The organism is Colwellia psychrerythraea 34H (assembly GCF_000012325.1).
Lineage (GTDB): Bacteria > Pseudomonadota > Gammaproteobacteria > Enterobacterales > Alteromonadaceae > Colwellia > Colwellia psychrerythraea_A.
The window spans coordinates 845,553-866,511 of the sequence record NC_003910.7; the positions used below are offsets into that span (position 1 = coordinate 845,553).

General features: G+C 37.9%; 16 protein-coding genes. 11 read left to right on the forward strand and 5 right to left on the reverse strand.

Features of this window, described 5'->3' with window-relative positions:
- Positions 1-123 precede the first annotated feature (123 nt).
- From CPS_RS03705 to CPS_RS03720, 4 genes are all read left to right on the forward strand, one after another.
- The gene (locus CPS_RS03705; protein ID WP_041736648.1) at positions 124-729 is read left to right on the forward strand and encodes an HdeD family acid-resistance protein; all 606 of its coding nucleotides are present in this window, start codon (positions 124-126) and stop codon (positions 727-729) included.
- Between the two features lie 144 nt (positions 730-873).
- Positions 874-2,820 carry an alpha/beta hydrolase family protein gene (locus CPS_RS03710; RefSeq protein ID WP_011041683.1) on the forward strand — a complete coding sequence of 649 codons (1,947 nt, stop codon included), beginning with the start codon at positions 874-876 and terminating at the stop codon, positions 2,818-2,820.
- A 402-nt stretch (positions 2,821-3,222) separates the two neighbouring features.
- Positions 3,223-4,275 (forward strand): hypothetical protein, encoded by a 1,053-nt coding sequence (locus CPS_RS03715; protein WP_011041684.1) that lies wholly within the window; start codon positions 3,223-3,225, stop codon positions 4,273-4,275.
- Between the two features lie 78 nt (positions 4,276-4,353).
- Positions 4,354-5,406, forward strand: coding sequence for a hypothetical protein (locus CPS_RS03720; protein ID WP_011041686.1), 1,053 nt, complete (start codon positions 4,354-4,356; stop codon positions 5,404-5,406).
- Between the two features lie 137 nt (positions 5,407-5,543).
- On the opposite strand, the gene CPS_RS03725 is transcribed toward CPS_RS03720, so the two are convergent.
- The gene (locus CPS_RS03725) at positions 5,544-7,880 is read right to left on the reverse strand and encodes an aminotransferase class V-fold PLP-dependent enzyme (protein ID WP_011041687.1); all 2,337 of its coding nucleotides are present in this window, start codon (positions 7,878-7,880) and stop codon (positions 5,544-5,546) included.
- Positions 7,881-8,259: 379 nt separating this feature from the next.
- Here CPS_RS03725 and CPS_RS03730 point away from each other — a divergent pair, with 379 nt between their 5' ends.
- Positions 8,260-9,120, forward strand: a complete 861-nt coding sequence (locus tag CPS_RS03730; protein ID WP_011041688.1) for a bile acid:sodium symporter family protein — start codon at positions 8,260-8,262, stop codon at positions 9,118-9,120.
- 4 nt (positions 9,121-9,124) lie between these two features.
- Here the strand turns inward: CPS_RS03730 and CPS_RS03735 are convergent, their stop codons facing one another.
- Positions 9,125-10,117 (reverse strand): helix-turn-helix domain-containing protein, encoded by a 993-nt coding sequence (locus tag CPS_RS03735; RefSeq protein WP_011041689.1) that lies wholly within the window; start codon positions 10,115-10,117, stop codon positions 9,125-9,127.
- Positions 10,118-10,405: 288 nt separating this feature from the next.
- On the opposite strand from CPS_RS03735, the gene CPS_RS03740 reads away from it, so the two are divergent.
- From CPS_RS03740 to CPS_RS03765, 6 genes are all read left to right on the forward strand, one after another.
- On the forward strand, positions 10,406-12,160 hold the full coding sequence (locus CPS_RS03740; RefSeq protein ID WP_011041690.1) for an arylsulfatase: 1,755 nt from the start codon (positions 10,406-10,408) through the stop codon (positions 12,158-12,160).
- Between the two features lie 152 nt (positions 12,161-12,312).
- Complete coding sequence (locus CPS_RS03745) at positions 12,313-14,262, forward strand: surface protein (RefSeq protein WP_011041691.1); 1,950 nt, start codon at positions 12,313-12,315, stop codon at positions 14,260-14,262.
- Between the two features lie 206 nt (positions 14,263-14,468).
- Positions 14,469-15,551, forward strand: coding sequence for a DUF1254 domain-containing protein (locus CPS_RS03750; protein ID WP_011041693.1), 1,083 nt, complete (start codon positions 14,469-14,471; stop codon positions 15,549-15,551).
- 192 nt (positions 15,552-15,743) lie between these two features.
- Positions 15,744-16,031 (forward strand): BufA1 family periplasmic bufferin-type metallophore, encoded by a 288-nt coding sequence (locus CPS_RS03755; RefSeq protein WP_011041694.1) that lies wholly within the window; start codon positions 15,744-15,746, stop codon positions 16,029-16,031.
- Between the two features lie 109 nt (positions 16,032-16,140).
- Positions 16,141-17,028 carry an MNIO family bufferin maturase gene (locus tag CPS_RS03760; RefSeq protein WP_049757990.1) on the forward strand — a complete coding sequence of 296 codons (888 nt, stop codon included), beginning with the start codon at positions 16,141-16,143 and terminating at the stop codon, positions 17,026-17,028.
- Positions 17,029-17,030: 2 nt separating this feature from the next.
- A complete protein-coding gene (locus CPS_RS03765; protein ID WP_011041696.1) occupies positions 17,031-17,816 on the forward strand; it encodes an HvfC/BufC N-terminal domain-containing protein in 786 nt (261 codons plus the stop codon).
- Positions 17,817-17,921: 105 nt separating this feature from the next.
- On the opposite strand, the gene hmpA is transcribed toward CPS_RS03765, so the two are convergent.
- The 3 genes from hmpA to CPS_RS03780 all read right to left on the reverse strand — a co-directional run bounded on the left by hmpA (position 17,922) and on the right by CPS_RS03780 (position 20,756).
- Positions 17,922-19,118 carry an NO-inducible flavohemoprotein gene (gene hmpA / locus CPS_RS03770; protein WP_011041697.1) on the reverse strand — a complete coding sequence of 399 codons (1,197 nt, stop codon included), beginning with the start codon at positions 19,116-19,118 and terminating at the stop codon, positions 17,922-17,924.
- Between the two features lie 77 nt (positions 19,119-19,195).
- Positions 19,196-20,482, reverse strand: coding sequence for an NnrS family protein (locus CPS_RS03775; RefSeq protein ID WP_011041698.1), 1,287 nt, complete (start codon positions 20,480-20,482; stop codon positions 19,196-19,198).
- Position 20,483: 1 nt separating this feature from the next.
- On the reverse strand, positions 20,484-20,756 hold the full coding sequence (locus CPS_RS03780) for a hypothetical protein (protein ID WP_011041699.1): 273 nt from the start codon (positions 20,754-20,756) through the stop codon (positions 20,484-20,486).
- Positions 20,757-20,959 lie beyond the last annotated feature (203 nt).

The window sequence follows — 20,959 nt, forward strand, 5'->3', positions numbered from 1 at the left end:
CGTCTTAATAAGTAGGTTTCAGCGCATGACTTTGTTAGAGGGCAATAATGATTACAGTTTATTCAGTATTTCTGTTACATTATTTTAACAAAGATCATTGTGTCAATTTAAGGATAATTCTCTATGACAGACATAGTTCCTCACTCAGAAGATACGTCAGAAACTAAGCCAGAAGTAATGCCAAAAGTAACTCGTGAAACATCAGCTCAGCGGATCAATCTCGCTTTTATAAAAAATACCAAAGCGGTTGGTATAGTGATGATCATTATTGGCATTTTAGGTATTTTAGTACCTAATTTGATTGGTTTGGCATTTAATACTTATGTTGGCGGTATATTCTTAATATCAGCAATCGCACTGGCTTTTAATGCTTGGCAATATAAAACACAAGATATGTCTTTATGGTTTAAGCCCTTTATTTTAATGGCTTTGGCACTGATTATTTTTACTCATCCAGCCATCATTCTTAGTGTGTTAGGTTTGTTAATTGCGATTTACTTTTTAATTAGTGGTTTTAGTGCCGTTGTGGTTTCTTTTGGACTTAATTCATCAGCCAAATTTTTCAGTCTGTTAAGTGGTGTAATTTCTTTCATTCTAGGCGTAATTGTACTGACTAATTGGCCCTTTGCTAGTGCTTGGGTTATTGGGCTTATTATTGGCGTGACTTTTTTATTTGATGGAATAGCTTTATTAAGTATTTCTAATCAATTAAAGAAAACTCATTCCTAGCGCATTAGGTTCTGAAAAATTTTACGTTTGTAGTATGTTTACTTCAATTATTCACATCGATTTTTACATCGGAAGTATAGATTAATTCAATTTTTTACTTGGGTAATTGATTGTTTTATCAGTTTTAAATAAAAGGATAACAGTGTGTATAAATTTTTAATAAAAGCAATTTTTCTTGGTTTGATTTTCATTTCAGCGACGGGATACGCTAAAAACTGGGATGGCATATTCGAACGAGCGCAGTATCAAAATGCAAAAATATCCCCTGATGGTAAACATATTGCCGTATCAGTATTTAGCAAAGGAGAGGCGAGTCTTGTTTTTGTCGATAGTAATACACTAAAAGCGGTTTCAGGCTCTAAGCTTCCTAGCAGGTTAGAAATTGGTCAGTACTATTGGGTTAATAATGAACGAGTTGTTATCAGTCTTTCCAAGCGAGATCCCTGGCTTGAAGAGCCCGTATCCTATGGTGAGTTATTCGCGATAAATATGGATGGCTCAAGAGGGAAGATGATTTATGGCTATCGCTCTGGAGAGAAACAAACGGGCAGTAATATTAAAAAGAAAGAATCGACATTTGGTTGGGGGAAAATTGTTGATATCCTGCCTGAGGATAAAAAGCATATTTTAATTAGCTCTACACCGATGAGCACATCAGGGGAAAGATTCGCCACTGTGTTAAAGCTGAATGTTTATACCGGAGTAATCAAAAGGAAAGTTGTTAAATCTCCAGTGCCATTTGCTCGATTTTTAACTGATGGTCAAGGCAAAGTAAAGTTCGTGGCGGGTAGAGATGGTAATAATGATACTAAGCTTTATTTTAGGGAAGATGGTAAATGGAAACATATCCCTCAGGATATTGTTGGCTCTCGTGTACAGCCATTGTTTATTGATGCATCAGGTAAATCGCTATATACCATCGATGATTACCAACAAGATATTAAAGGTATTTTCAAATTAAATCTGGAAAACTTTCAATATAAGTCGGTTTACACGGATAAAGAAGTCAATATAACTGATGTGGAAATGACCACGGATAAGCGTTCAGCGTATGCAGTTCGGGTGGATGATGGTTACCCCGCTTACTTAATTCTCAATAAAAAGCATGAAGAAGCCAAAGTTTTCAAAGAGCTATTAAAGCTGTTTCCTTATAGTTCAGTTAATGTAACCAGTAAAACTGAGGATGGACAACGTTATGTTGTGTTTGTTTCATCTGATATTGATCCCGGAAGTTTGTATTTACTTGATAGGAAATCAAATCAGCTAAAGAGGCTATTTCAATTTAAACCTGAATTTCAAAGCGCTGACTTTGCTCAAGTTGAGCCTATTAAATTTGAAGCATCGGATGGTTCAATGCTCAATGGCTTTTTTACCCAAGCAAAAGCAAAACAAAAAAATGAATTAGCACCCACCGTTGTCTTAGTTCATGGCGGGCCTCATGGTGTGAGGGATTATTGGGAATTCTCTACCCAAGTTCAATATTTAGTCTCTAGAGGTTATTCTGTTTTGCAGGTTAATTACCGTGGCTCAGGGGGATTTGGTGCTAACTATGAAAAGCTAGGCTATAGAGCATGGGGAAGTCGAGTACAACAGGATATATTGGATGGTTACCAATGGTTAGTTAAAAATAAAAAAGCGGCGGATAATAAAGTATGCATTATGGGGGGGAGTTTTGGTGCCTATTCGGCGATACAAAGTGCAACCTTATACCCTGATGTTTATAAATGCGCCATAGCCAATGCCGGCATTTATGATTTAGAATTAATGTTTGAAGAAGGGGATATACAGCAAAGACGTTCAGGTATGAGTTATCTAAAACGCGTTTTAGGAACAGATGAGCAACTGCTAAAAAGTATGTCGCCAGTTAACTATGTTGAAAAAATACAAATACCTATTTTATTGGCTCATGGCGAGAAAGACAAACGAGCCCCCTTTGAGCATGCAGAACGATTAAGAGCAGCGCTTGATAAAGAAAATAAGTCATATGAGTGGTTTGTAATTGGTGATGAAAGCCATGGTTTTTTTAACCCTGAAAATCAAAGAGCTTATATGAAACAGGTTGTTGGCTTTTTAGATAAGCACCTATTGTAAAAAATGTTTACATTGTATAAATATTGTCATTCTATTACTTAACGTCTCAAAATAGAGAGAAAGCCAGCAACTATGCTGGCTTTTTACGTTAGAGTAAGTCGTTGGAAATGCTATTTACTCACTCAAAATTACCTAGCCTTATTCAGTTAATCAAGAAGCCAAATCTACACTAAGATTTTAACTTTTCTCATCAAAAATTTTTTTTAATTATTAATTCCCCCTTTCTTATTAACCATTATAGCGGTTGTTTATTTTCATTATTCTTATTGTAAATAAGTAGTGTCTGGATAAAAAATGACCACTAATCTATTGTGATTCAACTGGTCTAACGTCAGACCAGTTGAATCACAATAAAAAAATATGACGGTATAAAAATAATTATAAAAAATGATTGGGGAAAATATGAATATTATCAAAAATACAATGGTGATTGCAGCGCTCTGCTTTGCATTTTACTCAGCGGATACATTCAGCAAAGAATATAAAATAGTACTTATTCATGGCTTTCAGCCACAACAATTGATATCCGATGGTGATGTTAGCGAAAGTGGTCAAAACTACTGGAATGGTTATTGGGACAACTTAAGTGATGGCCGTATTGATTGGCCCTCATATGAGCGAATTGAAGAGAAAATTGCAACGGATTATATTTGGCCAAAGCTGAAGGATTTTTCAGAAAGTGACTTCTGCTCACCGGGCTGTATATTTGTCACTCACTCCACCGGTGATTTAGTGGCTCGCTATATTATCGAAAACCAAGAAACATGGTTAGAAAATGCTGGATTATCACCGCTTAATATCGTTGCTACTTTTGATATTGCGGGTGCTGGCGGTGGTAGTGAACTTGCCGATTTAGCGGTAAGTGTTGCCCAAGGCACTGAAAGCTGGACCTTTATTATCGAGTCTGCGTTAGAGGCTTGGTTGGGAGGCCAGCTAAGTGATGAAATGGGCGTACTTCATGACCTAAAAGTTAATAATGCGAGACAACTTGCACCATTACCTGATGCGAGAATTCCTCGTTTACGTTTTGTTGCTGATGCCAGCGATTTCTTAGGCGTTACAAGTCCATTTATTCAAGGTCATGATGATGGTGTTGTTGGTAGTCATTCCTCGTGTGGCGGTAACCGCCAAGGGCATTATGGTAGTTGTAGTTCGCAAGTCGATTTTAACGGTAAAGTGTCAAATCAAGGCAATGCGGTTTCAGGTTTTATGCCGTATCATTATCCTATGCTTATGAGCAAAGACTATGCTCACTTGTCAGTACTTGAACAACAGCATAAAGGTAAAGTAACGGCGGCCAGTAATCATGAAAACTTATTATCTGGTGAGGGCGTGCATTTTGATACTTACACTCAAACTACTGGTTGGTGGTTGTGGAAGAGTAATTATCTTTATGTAGAAAATTCAAATGAAGACAGTATGTCAACGCTAATTTATGACGCGATTCCTAACTAATAATATATGAAGCTGTTAACCCTAACTATTAATAATTTGAACGGTTAACAGCTCATAAAGCAGGAAAGTTGATTAATTATGAAAAAAAACAAAATTTTAAAACGAATAGTGACGATGAGCATTGTTGTTATCAGTGTTTGGATTTTTTGGCCATCGATGCAAAAACAGCAAATAACGGTTAATAAATCACTGATAACAACACCGCTCCTAGCAGAAAAAAAACGGCTAGTTAACACCGCTCAAGTTAATAATTTGCTTGAGATAACGTCTAAAAAAATAACGTCTAACGACTCTGCAACATTAGTGGCTAAGGCGTATGCCGCAGAACTAAGTTTTCCATCATACTCTCAACCATTAACTCATAATGATTTTGATCGCTTGAAACCGAATCACTTCAATCCGCAATCAATTCTTGTGGACGATGAGGGAACTCAAGTTACAGCAGCATTATCAAAATATCGTTATACATACCCAGAACAAGTGTTAGCGACGCTTACAGGAGACAATATCGATAATGCAGAACTTCAACTCATCGATCTGAACACTGGGAGAACGCTACTTAGCAGTCAATTTGAACAGGATGAAAGTAACTGGTACGCACAATTTGAAGGCCAAAGAGATCTGCCAAGACAATTGCAAGCTACGATAAAAGCCCGTGTTAATGGCAAAGATATTACTATCGCACTGGCGTTGAAATATGTTGATTCAGTGGCAACCTTAGAAGGATTCAATTCAGTCTTTAACCAAGAGGCTGATATGGTGATGCAAGCTAACTTAACCACAAGAAAAAAAGGTCTTTATCGGGTCCGCGCCAATTTATTTGATGCGAACAACCAACCCATTGCACACTTAGTAAGTAAAGAAAAACTCAATAAAGGCAGCAGTCATATCAATTTAAAAGCGCACCAATCAGTATTACATGGGAAACAAGCGCCATTTTATTTATCTACCTTTTCAATCGAGTTGATGTCGCCAGCACCGGGTAAACCCAAAAAATACGGCAATAGCGCGATTAAGAAATATGAAATTAAAGGTTTTGAAGTATCTAGTTTGAGTGATATACCGTATCAGCCTTCACAACAGGAGCAACAACGCTTGCGACTATTGCAGAATATGGCTGAAGGGGGATGAGTTAGTAACGTGTTTGGTAGCGATAGAAAACTAGTTTCTATCGCTACCATTTAGTCTTGATTTAACAAAGGGGATTTTCTCACCAAATTTTAAATAACTTGGGCTGTCATCAAGAAAATTTGTACTTAAATGTATTATTAGTACTGATGTAAAGCATAACCACCTTTCAAATGGCCAACATTTTCAAAACCTAACCGAGCTAGTGCTTGAGCGGCTAATTGAGAGCGACCGCCACTACGACAAACCAACACGAATTCTTGTTCTTTATTCTGTTGTTGCTCTTTTACAAATTGCACTAGTCGAGTCAAAGGAACATTGCTGGTGAATTTTTCATCGTGTTGTAGTGCGTATTCGTGTGGTTCACGGATATCAATTAATTTCATGTCACTCGACTTTTTTACCGCCTTGGTTAAGCTGGCGCTGTCATATTCACGTACTACAACCTTTTGGCAAGCACCTATTAAAGCGCCACACATGATTTCACTGCCAGACTCATTGATTATATCTTTATCCATTTTAATTTTTTTACTAGTGAATTCTTCAATATCTATTTCACTATTGATAACTTGACGAAGTAGCGAGTTACGTTTCATTTCAGTTTCAAGGCAGGTAGTAAATTCGTTGTGATAATCATGACTTGGGCAAATCAAACTATTGTTGCCGATAAGTGACTTCATTAACTTTAAGCTTGAATACATTGCTGGCGCACTACTGGTTGAAAAATTGCTTCGACCAATACTATCCATTAAAATAAGATCACCACAAAAGGCATAGTGTACCTGTAATTTTTCTGCTGAATCAGTGACTGGATCGCACAGTAATAAGCTCATGCTGTCGTCGGTATGACCAGGTGTGGCGACTTTGATTAACCACTTATCACCCAAAATAAGGTATTGGAATGTTTGGCCATGAATGGTTGTTGTTTGCGCACCAGCTGGCCAGCCAAGGTATTCAGTTTGTTGCTCGGCTAAAAACTTCTTTGCGATACCATTACGACAAGACTTATGATCTGCATGACCATGGGTATCAATGACGGCAACTAAATTAAGTCCGCGGCAAGTCAATAATGTTTGTAGACGTTCACTGACTTCCGATAAAGGGTCGATAAACACCGCAGATCTTGTTTTTTTGTCAACATATAACCAACTACAGCTGCCGCCTGCTTTAAATTGCACAAGACCGTCTAGCTCCGTCTTATTAGTGGTGCTACTCGTGTTCATGGTCTGTGTATCAATATTCTTTTTATCAAGAGTCAAACAGCTCTGCACCAGTGCTTGAGCGGCCGAAACTATTCGGCTACAGGCAATGTCAATTTCTGTTTGGGTCATCGCGGGTCCAAATGACATTCTAATGGCTGACTCACTTTGCCAAGCGGGCAGTCCCATGGCATCTAAAACGAAACTACGGGTAACTTTAGAGCTACAAGCTGAGCCTGAGCTTACGCGTATATTGGCAGCGTCGAATAAATCCATTATTTCTTTCGAGCTAAATCCAGGAATAGCAAAATTAAGGGTGGTTGCTACTGAGTTTTCAAAGCTGTGGTTAAAAGTGATCTCAGGAAATGCCTGTGTTAATGCTGACACTAACTGCTGACGGTATAAGTGCAAAGTTTTTATTGGGGTAAAGCTAGCTTCACTTTCACCTAACAACATGCTAAAAATTTCACTTAATGCCGCTAAACCAGGTAAATTTTCGGTGCCAGAACGCAATCCACTTTCTTGACCACCGCCGGCGATAAAAGCGGTGAATGGTGCTTTTTCTTTAACATACATAAAACCGATACCTTTGGGAGCATAGAGTTTGTGCCCACTAAAAGGTGCATAATCAATACTTGTTTGCGCTAAGACTAGGTCTGTTTTACCTAAAGCTTGCACGCAATCTACCATCCACGCTACGTTGGGATTATTGGTACGTATTGTTTGGTCTAGTAAACTTATATCTTGATAAACACCAGTTTCATTGTTGACCGCCATAGTACAAACCATCAAAGCGTTAGGCACTTCTTTAGCGATAAATGCCATATCTAATTGGCCTTTTTCATCAACAGGAATCGCTTTGATTTCAGCATTTATCTCCAGAATTTTGTTCCAGTGCTTTAGCGACTCTGGCACAGCTTTGTGTTCAGTTGCGCCATACAAAAGGCTATAGCTTTTGTTATTAAGAGACTTATTAAGCGTTTTCTTAACATTCACTAATGCCGATAGTATTGCTGTTTGAATACCTTCAGTTGCACCACTGGTGAAGATGATTTTACCTTCAGCAGCGCCAACAATGCGCTTTGCTTGTTGGCGTGTTTTATCTACTATCTGCTTGGCTTGTAGCCCAGAAATATGACTACTGCTGGGATTGCCGAAGAGTGTTTCCATGGTTGATAGTGCTGCAGATGCAGCTTGTGGTAATACTTGAGTGGTCGCATTGGCATCGAGGTAAATTAGGCTGAGTGGTTGCTGAATGTTTTTTGGTAAATTCATCATGAAGTTCTCTCAAGTTATGTCGTTAATGTTTACTGAAAAAGCTTGGTCATTAACAGTGATATGCATAAGATAATTATTTCATGTAGTAGTCGGTTTTATTTTGCGTATTTCTTTATAAATACTCATATTTGAGTTTTAAATATCAATAAACTGTATTTTTATAGATTAATAATTTAATTATCATCTTACTTTTAGATTAAATAATCACTAGTGGTTTTTCTTAACTACTCAAACGTTATAGTTTTTTAACGTTGGTATGATTACATGTGAGAGTGAGGGGTTTTAGGCAACTTTCTTCTTGGTGGTAGAGGGGGAAAGGGGTATCATCTTTTCTAAGTCCTTATTATAAAACTCTAAATATTGTTAGGTATCAATTCAAATGGAAGTGATTGAGTTAGCCATCCCTGCGTTAGTTTTCTTTTTAATGTTCATTATTGGCGCTAGTCTTGAAAAGCGTGATGTTAATGAGGTTAAGGCGCAGAACAAAAAAATACTGTTCCTCACCTTAGGCCAAGTTTTATTACTGCCATTATGTGCTTGGATCATCATAAAGTTAATGCATCCACCGGCTCTGGTAGCAGGGGGAATGCTTTTAGTTTCTCTTTGCCCTGGGGGAGCTGTGTCTAATATTTATAGCTTTTTGGCAAAAGCGAATGTCGCGTTATCGGTTACACTCACCGCTTTTAATGGCTTAGTTGCTGTCTTTATTTTACCTATCGTCGTTGTTACGGTATTTCCTGCGCTGTTAACGGTTGATTTAGCGCTTGAAAACTTGATGGTTAAGCAAGCACTGCAATTAGTATTGTTACTGCTTTGTCCTGTTGTGCTTGGTATGACGTTAAGGTATTGGAAACCAATATTGATCAAAAAGATGATGCCAACTTTTGAGAAAATTGGTGGGATAGGTTTACTCTTATTATTAATGACTATTCTGGCTCAGTTTCAGCAAAAAATTGCCGAGCAATTATCCTCTTTAGTTTTATTAGCATTAGTTTTCACTCTGGCAGCTATTTTTATTGCGTATTGTTTAGGGCGAATATTGAAATTGTGCCAAAGTGATCTGGCTGCCGTTGTAATAGAGTTTCCGGTGAGAAATCTAGCATTAGCCGCGCTAATTGCAGTTAACATTTTTGAAAATAGTGATTATTTATTGTTTGCGGCAGTCTTTTTTGTCATTCAAACGCCTATCATGCTGGCAATTACAGCATGGTACCGAAGCCAATTAAGCATGAATAAATAACAGGTTATTTTGTCTGATTTAGCTTATTGAGTGTCACAGAAGGTAACTCTTGAAATAGCTGACGATATTCTCCTGCAAAGCGGCCCAATTCAATAAATCCCCAGTTAAGTGCTATATCAACAATGCGATCTTTTTTGGGGTGAGAAAGTAATAAATCACGCTTTACACCATTGAGTCGTACCAATCGTAAATAGCGTATAGGCGTAATACCTAAGTATTCATTAAAACCGTATTGAAGGTTTCTTTCGCTTAATTTTGCAATATTACAAAGTTCAGGAATCGTGGGGACTTGGTCTGCGTAATGATGAAGATAATCAATAACCATACGAACACCTTGAGCCCTATTTGAGGGGCTAACTTGTTGTACATTAATCGGTGTTGTTTTGCTAAGTACTTTAAGTATCAACCTTAAAATACTATCCGACAGCATTCGTTGAACATTATCTTTTTTTAATATTTCAGGTCTACTTTTAATAATAGTAAGAATATTATCTAAGCCACAGGCATAGGTTTTCAAGGCATGAGGCTCCGTTAAGCAAGCTTGACTGACAAACCAAGCTTGGGGAACTTCTTCTCCGGTGAGCAACTCAATACTACGGCTAAAAGCCTTTCTATCAAAAGCGGCAACGACAAAATTTAAACTATGTTGAAAACTCGCATCCCAAAAACCACCGGTGGCTTGCAATACGGTATTCTTTTCTCTTTGTTTACCACAGTATTTAAAGTTGTCCGCATTGGAAGTAATAGCTGCAAAGGGTAAAAATGAGCTCGCTGGTGCAGCTTCAATCAATGCGCCAGCATTAAGACTTTCACGAAAAATTTGCACATCACCTAAGTTTGCCTCTAGATAAGCACCATTTAATTGGCCTGCTTGTAGTTGAGTATATCGTCGATTTTTATTGAGTTGGAATTGAGAAAGTTCGTCAACATCAGATGTTGATATACCTCTAACATTGTTGTCGATAGTGGTACTGGGGATTTGTTGGTGAATTTCCATCGCTTATTAACGTCCTTTATCTATAAGCTTTTCTTTACCTAGTTAAATTAATCACGATATAAACAGCACGTTTTCGGAAACTGCATACTCATGTGTATTCAACGTTAATATACTGTCTTAGATACTATAAATGGATTTTAAACCTCAATACAGTTTTATTTCTGTTGTATTTGAGTAGCCATCATTGTGGATATATACCCGTTCTACTTGAAGATGCAGGTTCAAGTGGAGCGGGTATAAACCGGTATAGATCAATGGAAATCTAATTCAAACACTTTGGAAACCTTTATGAAAAAAATAATAAGTATTCTGTCGACCGTTATATTACTAACCAGTTGTGCAGAAAAGTCAGAATCAGTTCAGGCTAATACGGCGGTAGAAGCTGATGCTAAGAAACCTAATATTCTGCTCTTAGTCGCTGATGATACAGCCTTTGGCGATATTGGCGCTTATGGCTCAGAAGTACATACACCGAATATGAATGAGATAGCTAATGCAGGGATTCGTTTCACAAACTTTCATGTGTCACCCGTTTGTTCGGTAACACGTTCAATGCTTTTTACCGGTAACGATAATATCGAAGTGGGTTTAGGTTCATTTGATTATTCTGTTTATCCAGCGACACGCGGTAAAAAGGGTTATGAAGGTTACCTCACCAAAGATGCAGTGACGATTTCAGAGTTATTAAATGATGATGGTTATGAAGTCTATAAGTCGGGTAAATGGCATTTAGGTGGTGAAGAATCCGGTGGTAAAGGACCGTTAGAATGGGGCTTCACTAAAGAATTCGGTATTTTGTCAGGTGGTTCTAATCATTGGAATGATTTAGCCATGACACCAAATTTTAAAGATCCTAATGGTTTAAATGTTAAAAGAAAAGAAAATTGGACTTTAAACGGCGAACCTTATGACCGCCCTGAAGGTGTCTATTCAGGTGAAATATACACTAACCAAATGTTAGAGTTTATTAAAGAAGGCGCTAAAAATGATAAACCATGGTTTGCTTACATGGCATTCACCACCGCGCACTTTCCTATTCAAGCGCCTAAAGGGCTGATAATGAAATATTATCCTAAGTACCTTGAACTAGGTTACGCAGGATTAAAAAAATCACGTTATGAAAGCTTAAAGGCCCAAGGCCTAATTTCACATGAAGCAACAGAAGCACCTTTTAATAACTTAACAAAAAAATGGCAAGATCTGTCTCAAGAAAACAAAGAGAAGCAAGCTAAAATCATGGCAACTTATGCGGCCATGATTGAAGACCAAGATAATCGTATAGGGCAAATATTAGATTACCTGAGAGAGTCGGGTCAGTTAGATAACACCTTAGTCGTTTACATGACAGATAATGGTCCTGAAGGTTTAGAGCCAACAAACCCTAAAACGGGTAATCCTGAGTTTGCCAAGTGGATTGAAAACCAATTTGATTCATCTTTTGAAGCGATAGGTACTGCTAACTCACAAAATGTTATTGGTACGTCTTGGGCGAATTCCGCCACAGGCGGTCTACAGTGGTGGAAGTGGTTTGTTGGTGAAGGTGGCATACGTGTGCCATTAATGATTGTACCTCCAGGTGCTTTTAATACTGACTATGTGCGTGCGGGTGAAAAATCGAATGTAGCTGTTTATGTTAAAGATGTTCCAATGACTATTTTGGAATACGCCAACGTTAAACACCCGATGACAGAATATAAAGATAAAAAAGTTATCCCGCCAACGGGGATTAGCATGAAGCCATTTTTAGATGGGCAGTTTGATGTTGTTAGAACCGATAAAGATTGGTGGGCATTTGAATTGTTTGGTAATGGCTATGTTATGCAAGGTGAGTTCAAAGCGATGAAAGTGAGAACAGGTATGTTTGGTGATGGTCAGTGGCACCTCTATAATGTTGTTTCTGATCCCTCTGAATCACACCCCCTAGAGCATAAAAATCCAGAAAAGCTTAAAGCAATGATTGCGCTTTATGAGTCTTATATCGCTAAAAATAATATCTTAGCAGTAGACGCTGATTGGAGCGCTTTTAAAGGTGCTAGTCAATAAGTCGTGTTTTAATTACCATTAAAAAAGGGGATGTACCTAATAAGTATGTCCTGTTTATTGCATATTTCTTGTTTGGTAAACTTATTTATCATCGAGTTATATGAATTATATAAAAAGTATTCACTGAAAATTACCCATTAAAAGGAAATAATATGTATTTCAAAGCTTGGTTTATCCCCCTTATTTTTATATTGCTGACCTTAGCGGGTTGTAGTGATCATGCTGATCCACCACCGCCGCCACCGCCAGAGAGAGAACTTGTAAGTATTCAATTAACGATTGATAGCCAGGAATTTCCTATTGGCATTACCCACACGGCTACCGCTATTGGTAACTACTCCGATTATTCAACTGAATCAGGCATTGATTACACCTGGAGCACTGAAAGTGAGACTGAAGGCGTTGCCACTGTTGACACCGCAGGTAATATTACCGGCGAAATTACAGGCAATACTAAGCTCATCGTTACTGAGCAAGGTATAACTAGTTCTTTAGATATTACAATTAGTGCAGCCGTACCACAAAGTATTGAAATTTTCCCTGGTAACACTTCTATAGCAGGCGGCCTTGATGTTCAGTATCAGGCGATAGTGCTTTATAGTGATGGTGAAGAGTATGATATAACTCGTAATAATAATGCGACCTGGATAGCTGAGAGTGCTCCTATCGCAGAGTTTTCTGGTAATGACGGCATCGCACATACCTCTGAACGCTATGAAGGTGGCACATATATTGATGTGCAATTTGAAGGAGTAACAGCAAATACAAGAGCTGTGCTGAAGGTTTCATTTCCAACGGTAACTCAATTAATTATTACCCCCATCGAGAGAGCTGCCGATACGACAACGGCTGAAATTACAGTGCCTAGAGGTCAAACCATTGGTTTTTCAGCAACGGCTTATTATTCTAATAACACCTCTCATGTTGTAACCGATGAAACAATTTGGGGTACAAAAGATGAAACAGTCATAAAAGCAACAGATAAGTCGGGTACGTTTCATGGGGAAAAAGTAGGTAATACTGATATTACCGCTGCGTTTGATGGTGTTGTCGGTGAAAGAGCTGTTGAGGTAAGCAGTGCTGAGTTTGAATCAATTGTCGTTTCTTTAGCTAGCGACTCTTTTCCAGTCGGCCTTGTTAGACAAGCCACTGCTAAGGCGGAGTTTGTTGGTGATGTGAGCTATAACTTGAGTAACCAAAAAAATGGTTTCTGGCAAAGTTCAAATACTAAAGTTGCGACAGTCGACTTAAGTGGCATGGTCACTATGCGACACCCAGGTGAGACTGAAATATCATTTTTGTTTAATGAGGTGCTTACAACAACGCCTCTTGAGGTGACTCTAGCCAGAGTTACCGAAATTAATATCTCCCCTCTAAATCCTTATTTTGTTGGTGAAGGGAAAAAAAGGCAACTAACCGTGATGGGAACATATGATAACTTTGAAACACTTGAGATTACCCATAACCCTAGATTAAAATGGGAATATTATGCTTCTGATGGAGAGTTAGGGTTTATTTCTAATGATGAAGGAGAGGTTGATCGAAAGGGAATGCTGCATAATTTCCCTACGGATCAGCCACTATCTATCTATTTCACAATAAAAGCCACAATGGACGGGACACATAATCAATCAGTCGCTACATTTGGCGCAACCAATATTCTAACGAATGAGGCAGTAACGTTAAACTTTATTGGGCCATTTACTGATATTGATGCTAAGAACTTATTATCTTTCACTGACTTCAGTGTGCTTTATCGTGAAAGTGGGGTTACAGGGCCAGCCGACTCTACCTTTATTATGGTAACGTTTAATGAAGCGAGCCTTCTTTGTGATAGCTTGGTATATGACGATTTTGATGATTATAGATTGCCAACCGCAGCAGATTTACAAGCCGTTTGGGTGAAGTATGATAAGACTGCCGATGAAGAATATGCATTGTATAGCAATGAAAAGTGGGCTGTAGGGCAACATTTTTGGACTACCGACTCAGACGACGAAGGGAATTACTCATTGGTAGACTTACAGCGGGGCGTAACAGGTCTTTCTTCGACAACGGACATTAGACATTATGCGAGCTGTGTTAGAGATACTGCGCTGTAAAGTAATATTACTGAACTGAACTGAACTGTATGTAAAGTCATTTAATTAAGCTCATCAGTTACATAAAGCCCTAAACTCTTACACATAAAGTTTAGGGCTTTTTATTGTACAAAATTAAGTCATTAATATCATTATCATTCGCGAAAAAACTTAGGTAATATCTATGTATACTACGTATATAATTTAATTTTAAGAAGGAATTTAAGATGAGAAAAACATTATTATCGCTCACCATTGTATCTGTATTAGCTGGCTGTGGCACCATCAGCACTAAATCAATACAATCTGATTCAGTTGAAGTAGCTACGTTGGATTCTTTTTTTAATGAGTCAGGATCACTAGTAACACCAGCAACGTACCCAACCGATGAAACGTCTCATCAAATGCTGAAAAATCAGGATTTAGTGGGGGTTAATCAATTACTGCACAAACGTCAATTAACACCTACAGATAATCAACCCGTAGTTCGCATGAACCGTGATACTTATTACTCATTTGCTGTAGTTGATGTATCAAAAGGGGCAACTATCACTATGCCAGTGATTCCTGAAGGTAAATATATGTCGGTGCAACCAGTAACAGAAGACCACCGAATTCAAGCCATGCAATATGGTGAAGGTACTTTTGATTTATCAACACATGCCGGTGACCATCTCTATGTTGTGATCCGATTGGATGCAACCTTTACAGAAGCTGAAGCTAAAAAGTATCAAGATCAAATGAAGATTAGCGCTAATTCAAGTCGTAAATTTACCGCAACATCAGTAAATAAAGTGTCCTTCGACACCGTAGAAAAGGCACTGAAAGCACAAATGCCTGCTATCTTCAAACGTGATGGCGTAGAGGCATTAACGGGGATGTTTACTGACCCACGTGATCAATCGAATAAGTTATTTAGTACAGAAAAATATCAGGTTGGTGCGGCAATAGGCTGGGGCGGTGCACAAATAGTTGATAATATTTATGAAGTATCAGGTAATTACCCGAGTAATACTTGTCATCAAGCTACCTTTGAAGATCCTAAAAATAAGGCTTTTTGGTCAATTACGGTATACGACAAAAACGGTTTTATGTTTAATGACTTAGCTAATGTAAGCTCAAATACTGCAACCGTAAATAAAGAGGGTACTTATACCGTAAGTTTTGGTTGTGGTAGTGATGCACCAAATAATATTGCCATTGCTAATGATACTAAGATGTTTAACTTAGGTATTCGCCATTACATGCCATCCGATAAAGTGAGCAAAGAAGGTTATCGTTTATTGCCGTCGGTGAAAGCGAAAAAATAGTTTATTAAAAACTTAAAATAATAGAACAAATATCTTAATCATAAATGCCAGTAAGTTACCCAAATACTTACTGGTATTTTTGTTTGTTAAGCCTTCAATACTCAACAAAAATCGATATTGTTGAAATTTATTATTCTTATTCTCTGTCTTATTTTTGTACACAACAATTAATTACACTTTAAGGATATCACTATGGACAACAAAAAAATTGCCAGCGCAGCTATCTCAAGTATTTTAGCATTAGGCGTTTTAACCGCGACTTCGGCTAATGCGGTTCCTAGTCAACCTACCTCATGGGAAAAATGTGCAGGTATAGCCAAAGCAGGTAAAAATGACTGTGGCGCGTTAAATGGCAGCCATAACTGCGCAGGGCAAGCAACAATGGATAACTCTCCACATGAGTGGGTTTATGTTCCTCAAGGCACTTGTGACAAAATTACGGGTGGTGTGGTCAAAGCGTTAAAACCAGCGAAAAAATAGCTGAGAAAATAGAGGTTAGTAACTTGTTAAATTTATAGGTAAGGCGCTGAAATAAAGTACTATGCGCTTTACCAAATTTACTCTTAATCGATTTGATATGGTTTTAATTATGCAAAGTATTCAAGGCGTAGGCATATCACTGAAACATCAGCACTTCCAAGAGTTTATGAACCATAAACCGGATGTTCCTTGGTTAGAGATTCATACGGAAAATTTTTTCAGTCAAGCAAGTACTTCGTCAAAATATTTGGCTAAGATCCGCCAAGATTATCCTATATCCGCGCATTGTGTTGGCATGTCTTTGGGCTCAGCAGCGATTAACTGCCCTATTCGTGAGCAACACCTTCACCATATTAAAAGTACTGTTGAATGGTTACAACCAGGATTGATCTCAGATCACCTTTCTTGGAGCGTATCACAAGGCGGGCATTACTTACCTGACTTGTTACCTATTCCGCTTACGGAAGAAGCTTTTACTATTGTGGCTAACAATATTAAGCAAGCGCAAGATATTCTTCAACGGCAGATATTAGTAGAAAACCCTTCAAGTTATTTAACTTATGTTGACTCTCCGATAACAGAGTGGCAGTTTTTATCTTCATTGGCAGAAGAAACAGGTTGTGGCTTATTACTTGATGTAAATAATATTTATGTCAGTGCACATAACCATCATTTTGATTCTTTAACCTATTTAAATAATATGCCGCTATCTGCGGTAAAGGAAATACATTTAGCCGGTTTTAGTACTGAAATAGTTGAGGGAAAAGAGCTCTACATAGATACTCATGGTCATAGGGTTTGTGATGATGTTTGGCTGTTATATGAACAAGTGATTAAGCGTTTTGGCGCTTTACCAACCTTGATTGAATGGGATACTAATATTCCGGATCTTGCTGTGCTGTTAGAAGAAAAAAGCAAAGCAGAAGCGATTATTACCAAGGTTGAAAGTATTGAAAAATCGAGCCTCATAGCTAATACAGTTAATGGGCAGAGTTGATTATGACCACACTCGCGGAGCTGCAAACTAACTTTATCCACGATTGTTTATCGGGCTCGCTCACGGCTGATAATACTTTAATGGCTAATGACCTTAATACGCAATTAATTTCAGCCCAAGGTCTTATGGGAATTTATCAAAGTAGTGCCATTGCCAATATCACTAATTCTTTGAGCCTTAGTTACCCAGTGATTGAAAAATTAGTTGGTAAGGATTTTTTTCAAGTCATGTGCAAACCGTACATTGTTAAGCACTGGCCAACTTCAGGGAATATGGATGACTATGGCGAATATTTTTCATCATTCTTAGCTGAATTTGAGCAGGTCAGGCATTTATCATATCTTGAAGATGTTGCTCAACTGGAATGGCGTTTTCATCAAAGTTCATTAGCGAATGACAATAGTTATTTTGATTGGGCTCGATTGGCAAAAGTTGCTTCATCAGAGACATTAACCTTTTTATTAAGCCCTTCAGTATCAATAATGTGTTCGACTATGCCAGTTGATAAAGTTTGGTTGATGAACCAAATGAATGCGCCTGAAAATATTGAGTTATCCCTTGATGGTGATGGTGATAGTGATACTTATATCGTGCTCTTTCGACAGGGATTAAAAACTGAAATGATGACGGTTGATGAAAGTGAATTTACATTTTTACAATCAATTGAAAATGGTCTTAATTTTGAAACGGCAATTGAAAGTGCTAAGGCTGTAGATGCCGACATTGCGATAGACCATTGCCTCAAAAAATATATTGAATTAGGTATTATCAGCGGCTTTTCGATTTAGTTTTTATTGTAGGTAAAAAAATTATCAGGAATGATTAGAACGAAAAACCAGCACTAATCTCTTTGGTATTAGTACTGGCTTTTAAGTTATCTATTTATAAATTATTTATAAATCAGCGTGAGGACCGAATACTTCATAATGAATATTGCTTGCTGCTACGCCTAACGTCAGTAATTGCTGCTTGGCAAATTGCATAAATGGAATTGGGCCACAAAGATAAAAATCACCTTGTTCAATAGGTAAATCTATTTTAGTAAAATCCATCATGCCTTGCAGTATATGTTGCTGTGATACATCACCCGTTCGATACCAAATATGTTGTTGCCAATTATTTTGGTTAATAAGCTCTGTAGTACGTTGATCAAATGAATGTTGCTCACTATTTTCACAAGCATGAAGATACTGAACAGGATGGTTATAACCTTGCTGTGCTAGTGTTTCTAAGATGGCTTGCATCGGTGTTATACCGACACCCGCAGAAAGTAGTACTACAGGTGCTTGGCGATCATTAAAGAAAAAGTCACCAGCTGGCGCGTATAAATTGATGCTATCACCAACATTTACCTCATCATGCAAATAATTAGAGACAATACCTTTAGCCGTGATGCCATCTACATTATTTATTTCTCGTTTGACAGAAATTCGATATGTTTGATCATTGGCTTTAGTTGATAATGAATATTGACGAATTTCTTTAAATTCTCTGCTTGGATCTGATACTTCGATACCTAGATACTGACCGGGCTGAAAACCAATAACGGCTTTATCATCAACGGGCATAAATACAAAGCTGGTGACGAGTGTTGATTCCACCACTTTATCTACTACAGTAAAGGATCTAGCGTCACGCCAACCGCCCAAGGTTTCTGCGCGCTGTTGGTATAACTCCGCTTCTCGGTTAATAAATATTTGTGCTAAAAATTGATAAGCAACAGTCCATGCTTCTTCAACATCAGCAGTAAAAACATCGCTGGCTAATTCACGCAGTGTTTCAATAAGATGATGACCAACAATAGCGTAATGATCGGCTTTGATATTAAAACTGGTATGTTTTTGCGCAATACGTTCCACAGCAGTGGTTAACGCTGCAAGGTTTTCAATATTCTTAGCGTAGGCAGCAATGGCTTCAAATAACGCAACTTGTTGTCTACCTGAATGTTGGTTGGCCATATTGAAGATATCTTGAAGCTCAGGGTTGTGGCTAAACATCCGTTGATAGAAATGCCCCGTTAACGCTGGTCCTGCGTTTTCTAACAGGGGAATAGTACTCTTAATAATGTCGATATGTTTATCAGTTAACATGATTACTCCTAGGGTAAACTGAAGTTAAAAAAAAGTTCTTTAAAATTGTTCTTTGATTAATATTTTCTACTTTTGTTTTAACGACTAAATGATTTCTCAACCTTTTTAGCCATTAAAATAGGCAAGTAAACCTTTAAGAAGAACAATCCAGCGATGAACCAAGCTAGCGCGCTAATATTCCAAGCAAGTAATGATTGTGACGTTATCGTTGGCAGTATTGCTCGGGTAAATGCTGAAAACATAATCAGGAAGAACACCCATGAAACCAATTTACTGGGTATTAATGCTCGCCCTGTATGGCCTAAAGATACTCGGCTCATCATGGCAAAGATCATCAAACCCATTGCAGCGATAGTGATTAAATGTAAGGCATCACCAAAGGATATTGATACGCTGAAATACTCTAGGCTTTGCGTCTGAAAATAACTCACACCAAGTAAAATAAGCCCTAAAGCTAAGGAAAAGTTGGCGATATGCAATGACCATAATAAAGCGATTTTTCGGGTTGCAAAGCTGCGCCAATAACCTTGCCTGATAAGGTGAAGTAGACCGGACGCTATCATTAATATTGCCGGACTAAAGGGTAATTCAATAAAAGCAGAACTAAAAAAGGCTAATACGCCCAAAATTGACGTGATTGTTAATAAGGGCGTCAGCCAGTTAGGCGTTTTGATAGGTTCAAGCTTAGCGCCTGAAACGGTAAAAAAGGGGATTACGCGTCCACCTAAAATACCCATCAGTAGGCAAAACATTAATACACTGGTTCTAGCAATGTGTCGGGTTAATTCATGATAGCCATTAAAATCAAGTAACAGTAAAGCGATATTGAGTAACATTAACGCTGATAACAATGGAATAAATAAGTAATTTCGTCGGTTGTTACCTTTTAGCACCAAACGAGTAAAGACAATAATTGAGCCCAACCACCAAAAACTTTGTAAGACAATAGCCACAATAATAGTACTAGGTGAGTTAACCAATAATGCGGCTCTAACAAGTAACCACAATCCGACGAAAGCAAGTACCTGTAAACCTTTAATGCTTGGTTGGCCTGTCCATGTCTGCGCGGCGGTAAGAATAAAACCGACGGCAACAGTGGCACCAAAACCAAAAATCATTTCATGAATATGCCAAGCCAATGGGCTAATGCCATTTTCAGCAAAGGTAAAGTAGCCATTAAAATAAGCAGCCCATATTCCTAATGCGACCATAGAGCAAGCAACGGCCAGTAAAAAATAGCTTCTAAAGGGCAAATCTAATATCGGGTGTTGTGCTAAATAATTAAGTGCATTGGTATCTTGATGATCAGAACTAGGTTGATCAAAGTTTAATTGAGCGCTTTCAGAGTCTTGAATTTGTAACATATTAAAAGTTCCTTTGACCAAAACCATGTAAAGCAATACAGCGCAATACATAGCCAATTTTGAGTAAACCCGCGAAAACAATTGTGGCAATATGTGCAGAGACTTGCGCAGAGATGGTGAAATGGTCATCAATAGCGAAAGTAATAAAAACAGAAGTAACCACAACAAAAAAAGATAACAACATTAAATAGTTACCTATGACTAAGCATTTTTGAAAAGCTAGCGCATTCTCTATCTTAGGCAGTTGAGGAGCGATGAAAAATTGCGAATACATGGTGACCTCTTATCGATTGTTGTTTATTTACTTTGATTATTTATTTAGTAACTGCAAAGCAAGTGCCAAGTTTATTTATTCTTTAAATACATGATGTTAAGTTATTGGTGGATGTTTACGTAGTCATTATGACCTTGTTATTTTGTGGTCATAATGACTCTATTGTGTTATTTTATCTCTTCATGACCAGCGTAAAAATGTTT

Bases quoted from the DNA above. Each gene is read 5' to 3' on its own strand.
- CPS_RS03755 (WP_011041694.1), top strand. From the start codon at position 15,744: ATGGACAACAAAAAAATTGCCAGCGCAGCTATCTCAAGTATTTTAGCA.
- CPS_RS03750 (WP_011041693.1), top strand. From the start codon at position 14,469: ATGAGAAAAACATTATTATCGCTCACCATTGTATCTGTATTAGCTGGC.
- CPS_RS03705 (WP_041736648.1), top strand. From the start codon at position 124: ATGACAGACATAGTTCCTCACTCAGAAGATACGTCAGAAACTAAGCCA.
- CPS_RS03725 (WP_011041687.1), bottom strand. From the start codon at position 7,880: ATGATGAATTTACCAAAAAACATTCAGCAACCACTCAGCCTAATTTAC.
- CPS_RS03760 (WP_049757990.1), top strand. From the start codon at position 16,141: ATGCAAAGTATTCAAGGCGTAGGCATATCACTGAAACATCAGCACTTC.
- CPS_RS03735 (WP_011041689.1), bottom strand. From the start codon at position 10,117: ATGGAAATTCACCAACAAATCCCCAGTACCACTATCGACAACAATGTT.
- CPS_RS03765 (WP_011041696.1), top strand. From the start codon at position 17,031: ATGACCACACTCGCGGAGCTGCAAACTAACTTTATCCACGATTGTTTA.
- CPS_RS03720 (WP_011041686.1), top strand. From the start codon at position 4,354: ATGAAAAAAAACAAAATTTTAAAACGAATAGTGACGATGAGCATTGTT.
- CPS_RS03780 (WP_011041699.1), bottom strand. From the start codon at position 20,756: ATGTATTCGCAATTTTTCATCGCTCCTCAACTGCCTAAGATAGAGAAT.
- CPS_RS03740 (WP_011041690.1), top strand. From the start codon at position 10,406: ATGAAAAAAATAATAAGTATTCTGTCGACCGTTATATTACTAACCAGT.
- CPS_RS03745 (WP_011041691.1), top strand. From the start codon at position 12,313: ATGTATTTCAAAGCTTGGTTTATCCCCCTTATTTTTATATTGCTGACC.
- CPS_RS03715 (WP_011041684.1), top strand. From the start codon at position 3,223: ATGAATATTATCAAAAATACAATGGTGATTGCAGCGCTCTGCTTTGCA.
- hmpA (WP_011041697.1), bottom strand. From the start codon at position 19,118: ATGTTAACTGATAAACATATCGACATTATTAAGAGTACTATTCCCCTG.
- CPS_RS03730 (WP_011041688.1), top strand. From the start codon at position 8,260: ATGGAAGTGATTGAGTTAGCCATCCCTGCGTTAGTTTTCTTTTTAATG.
- CPS_RS03775 (WP_011041698.1), bottom strand. From the start codon at position 20,482: ATGTTACAAATTCAAGACTCTGAAAGCGCTCAATTAAACTTTGATCAA.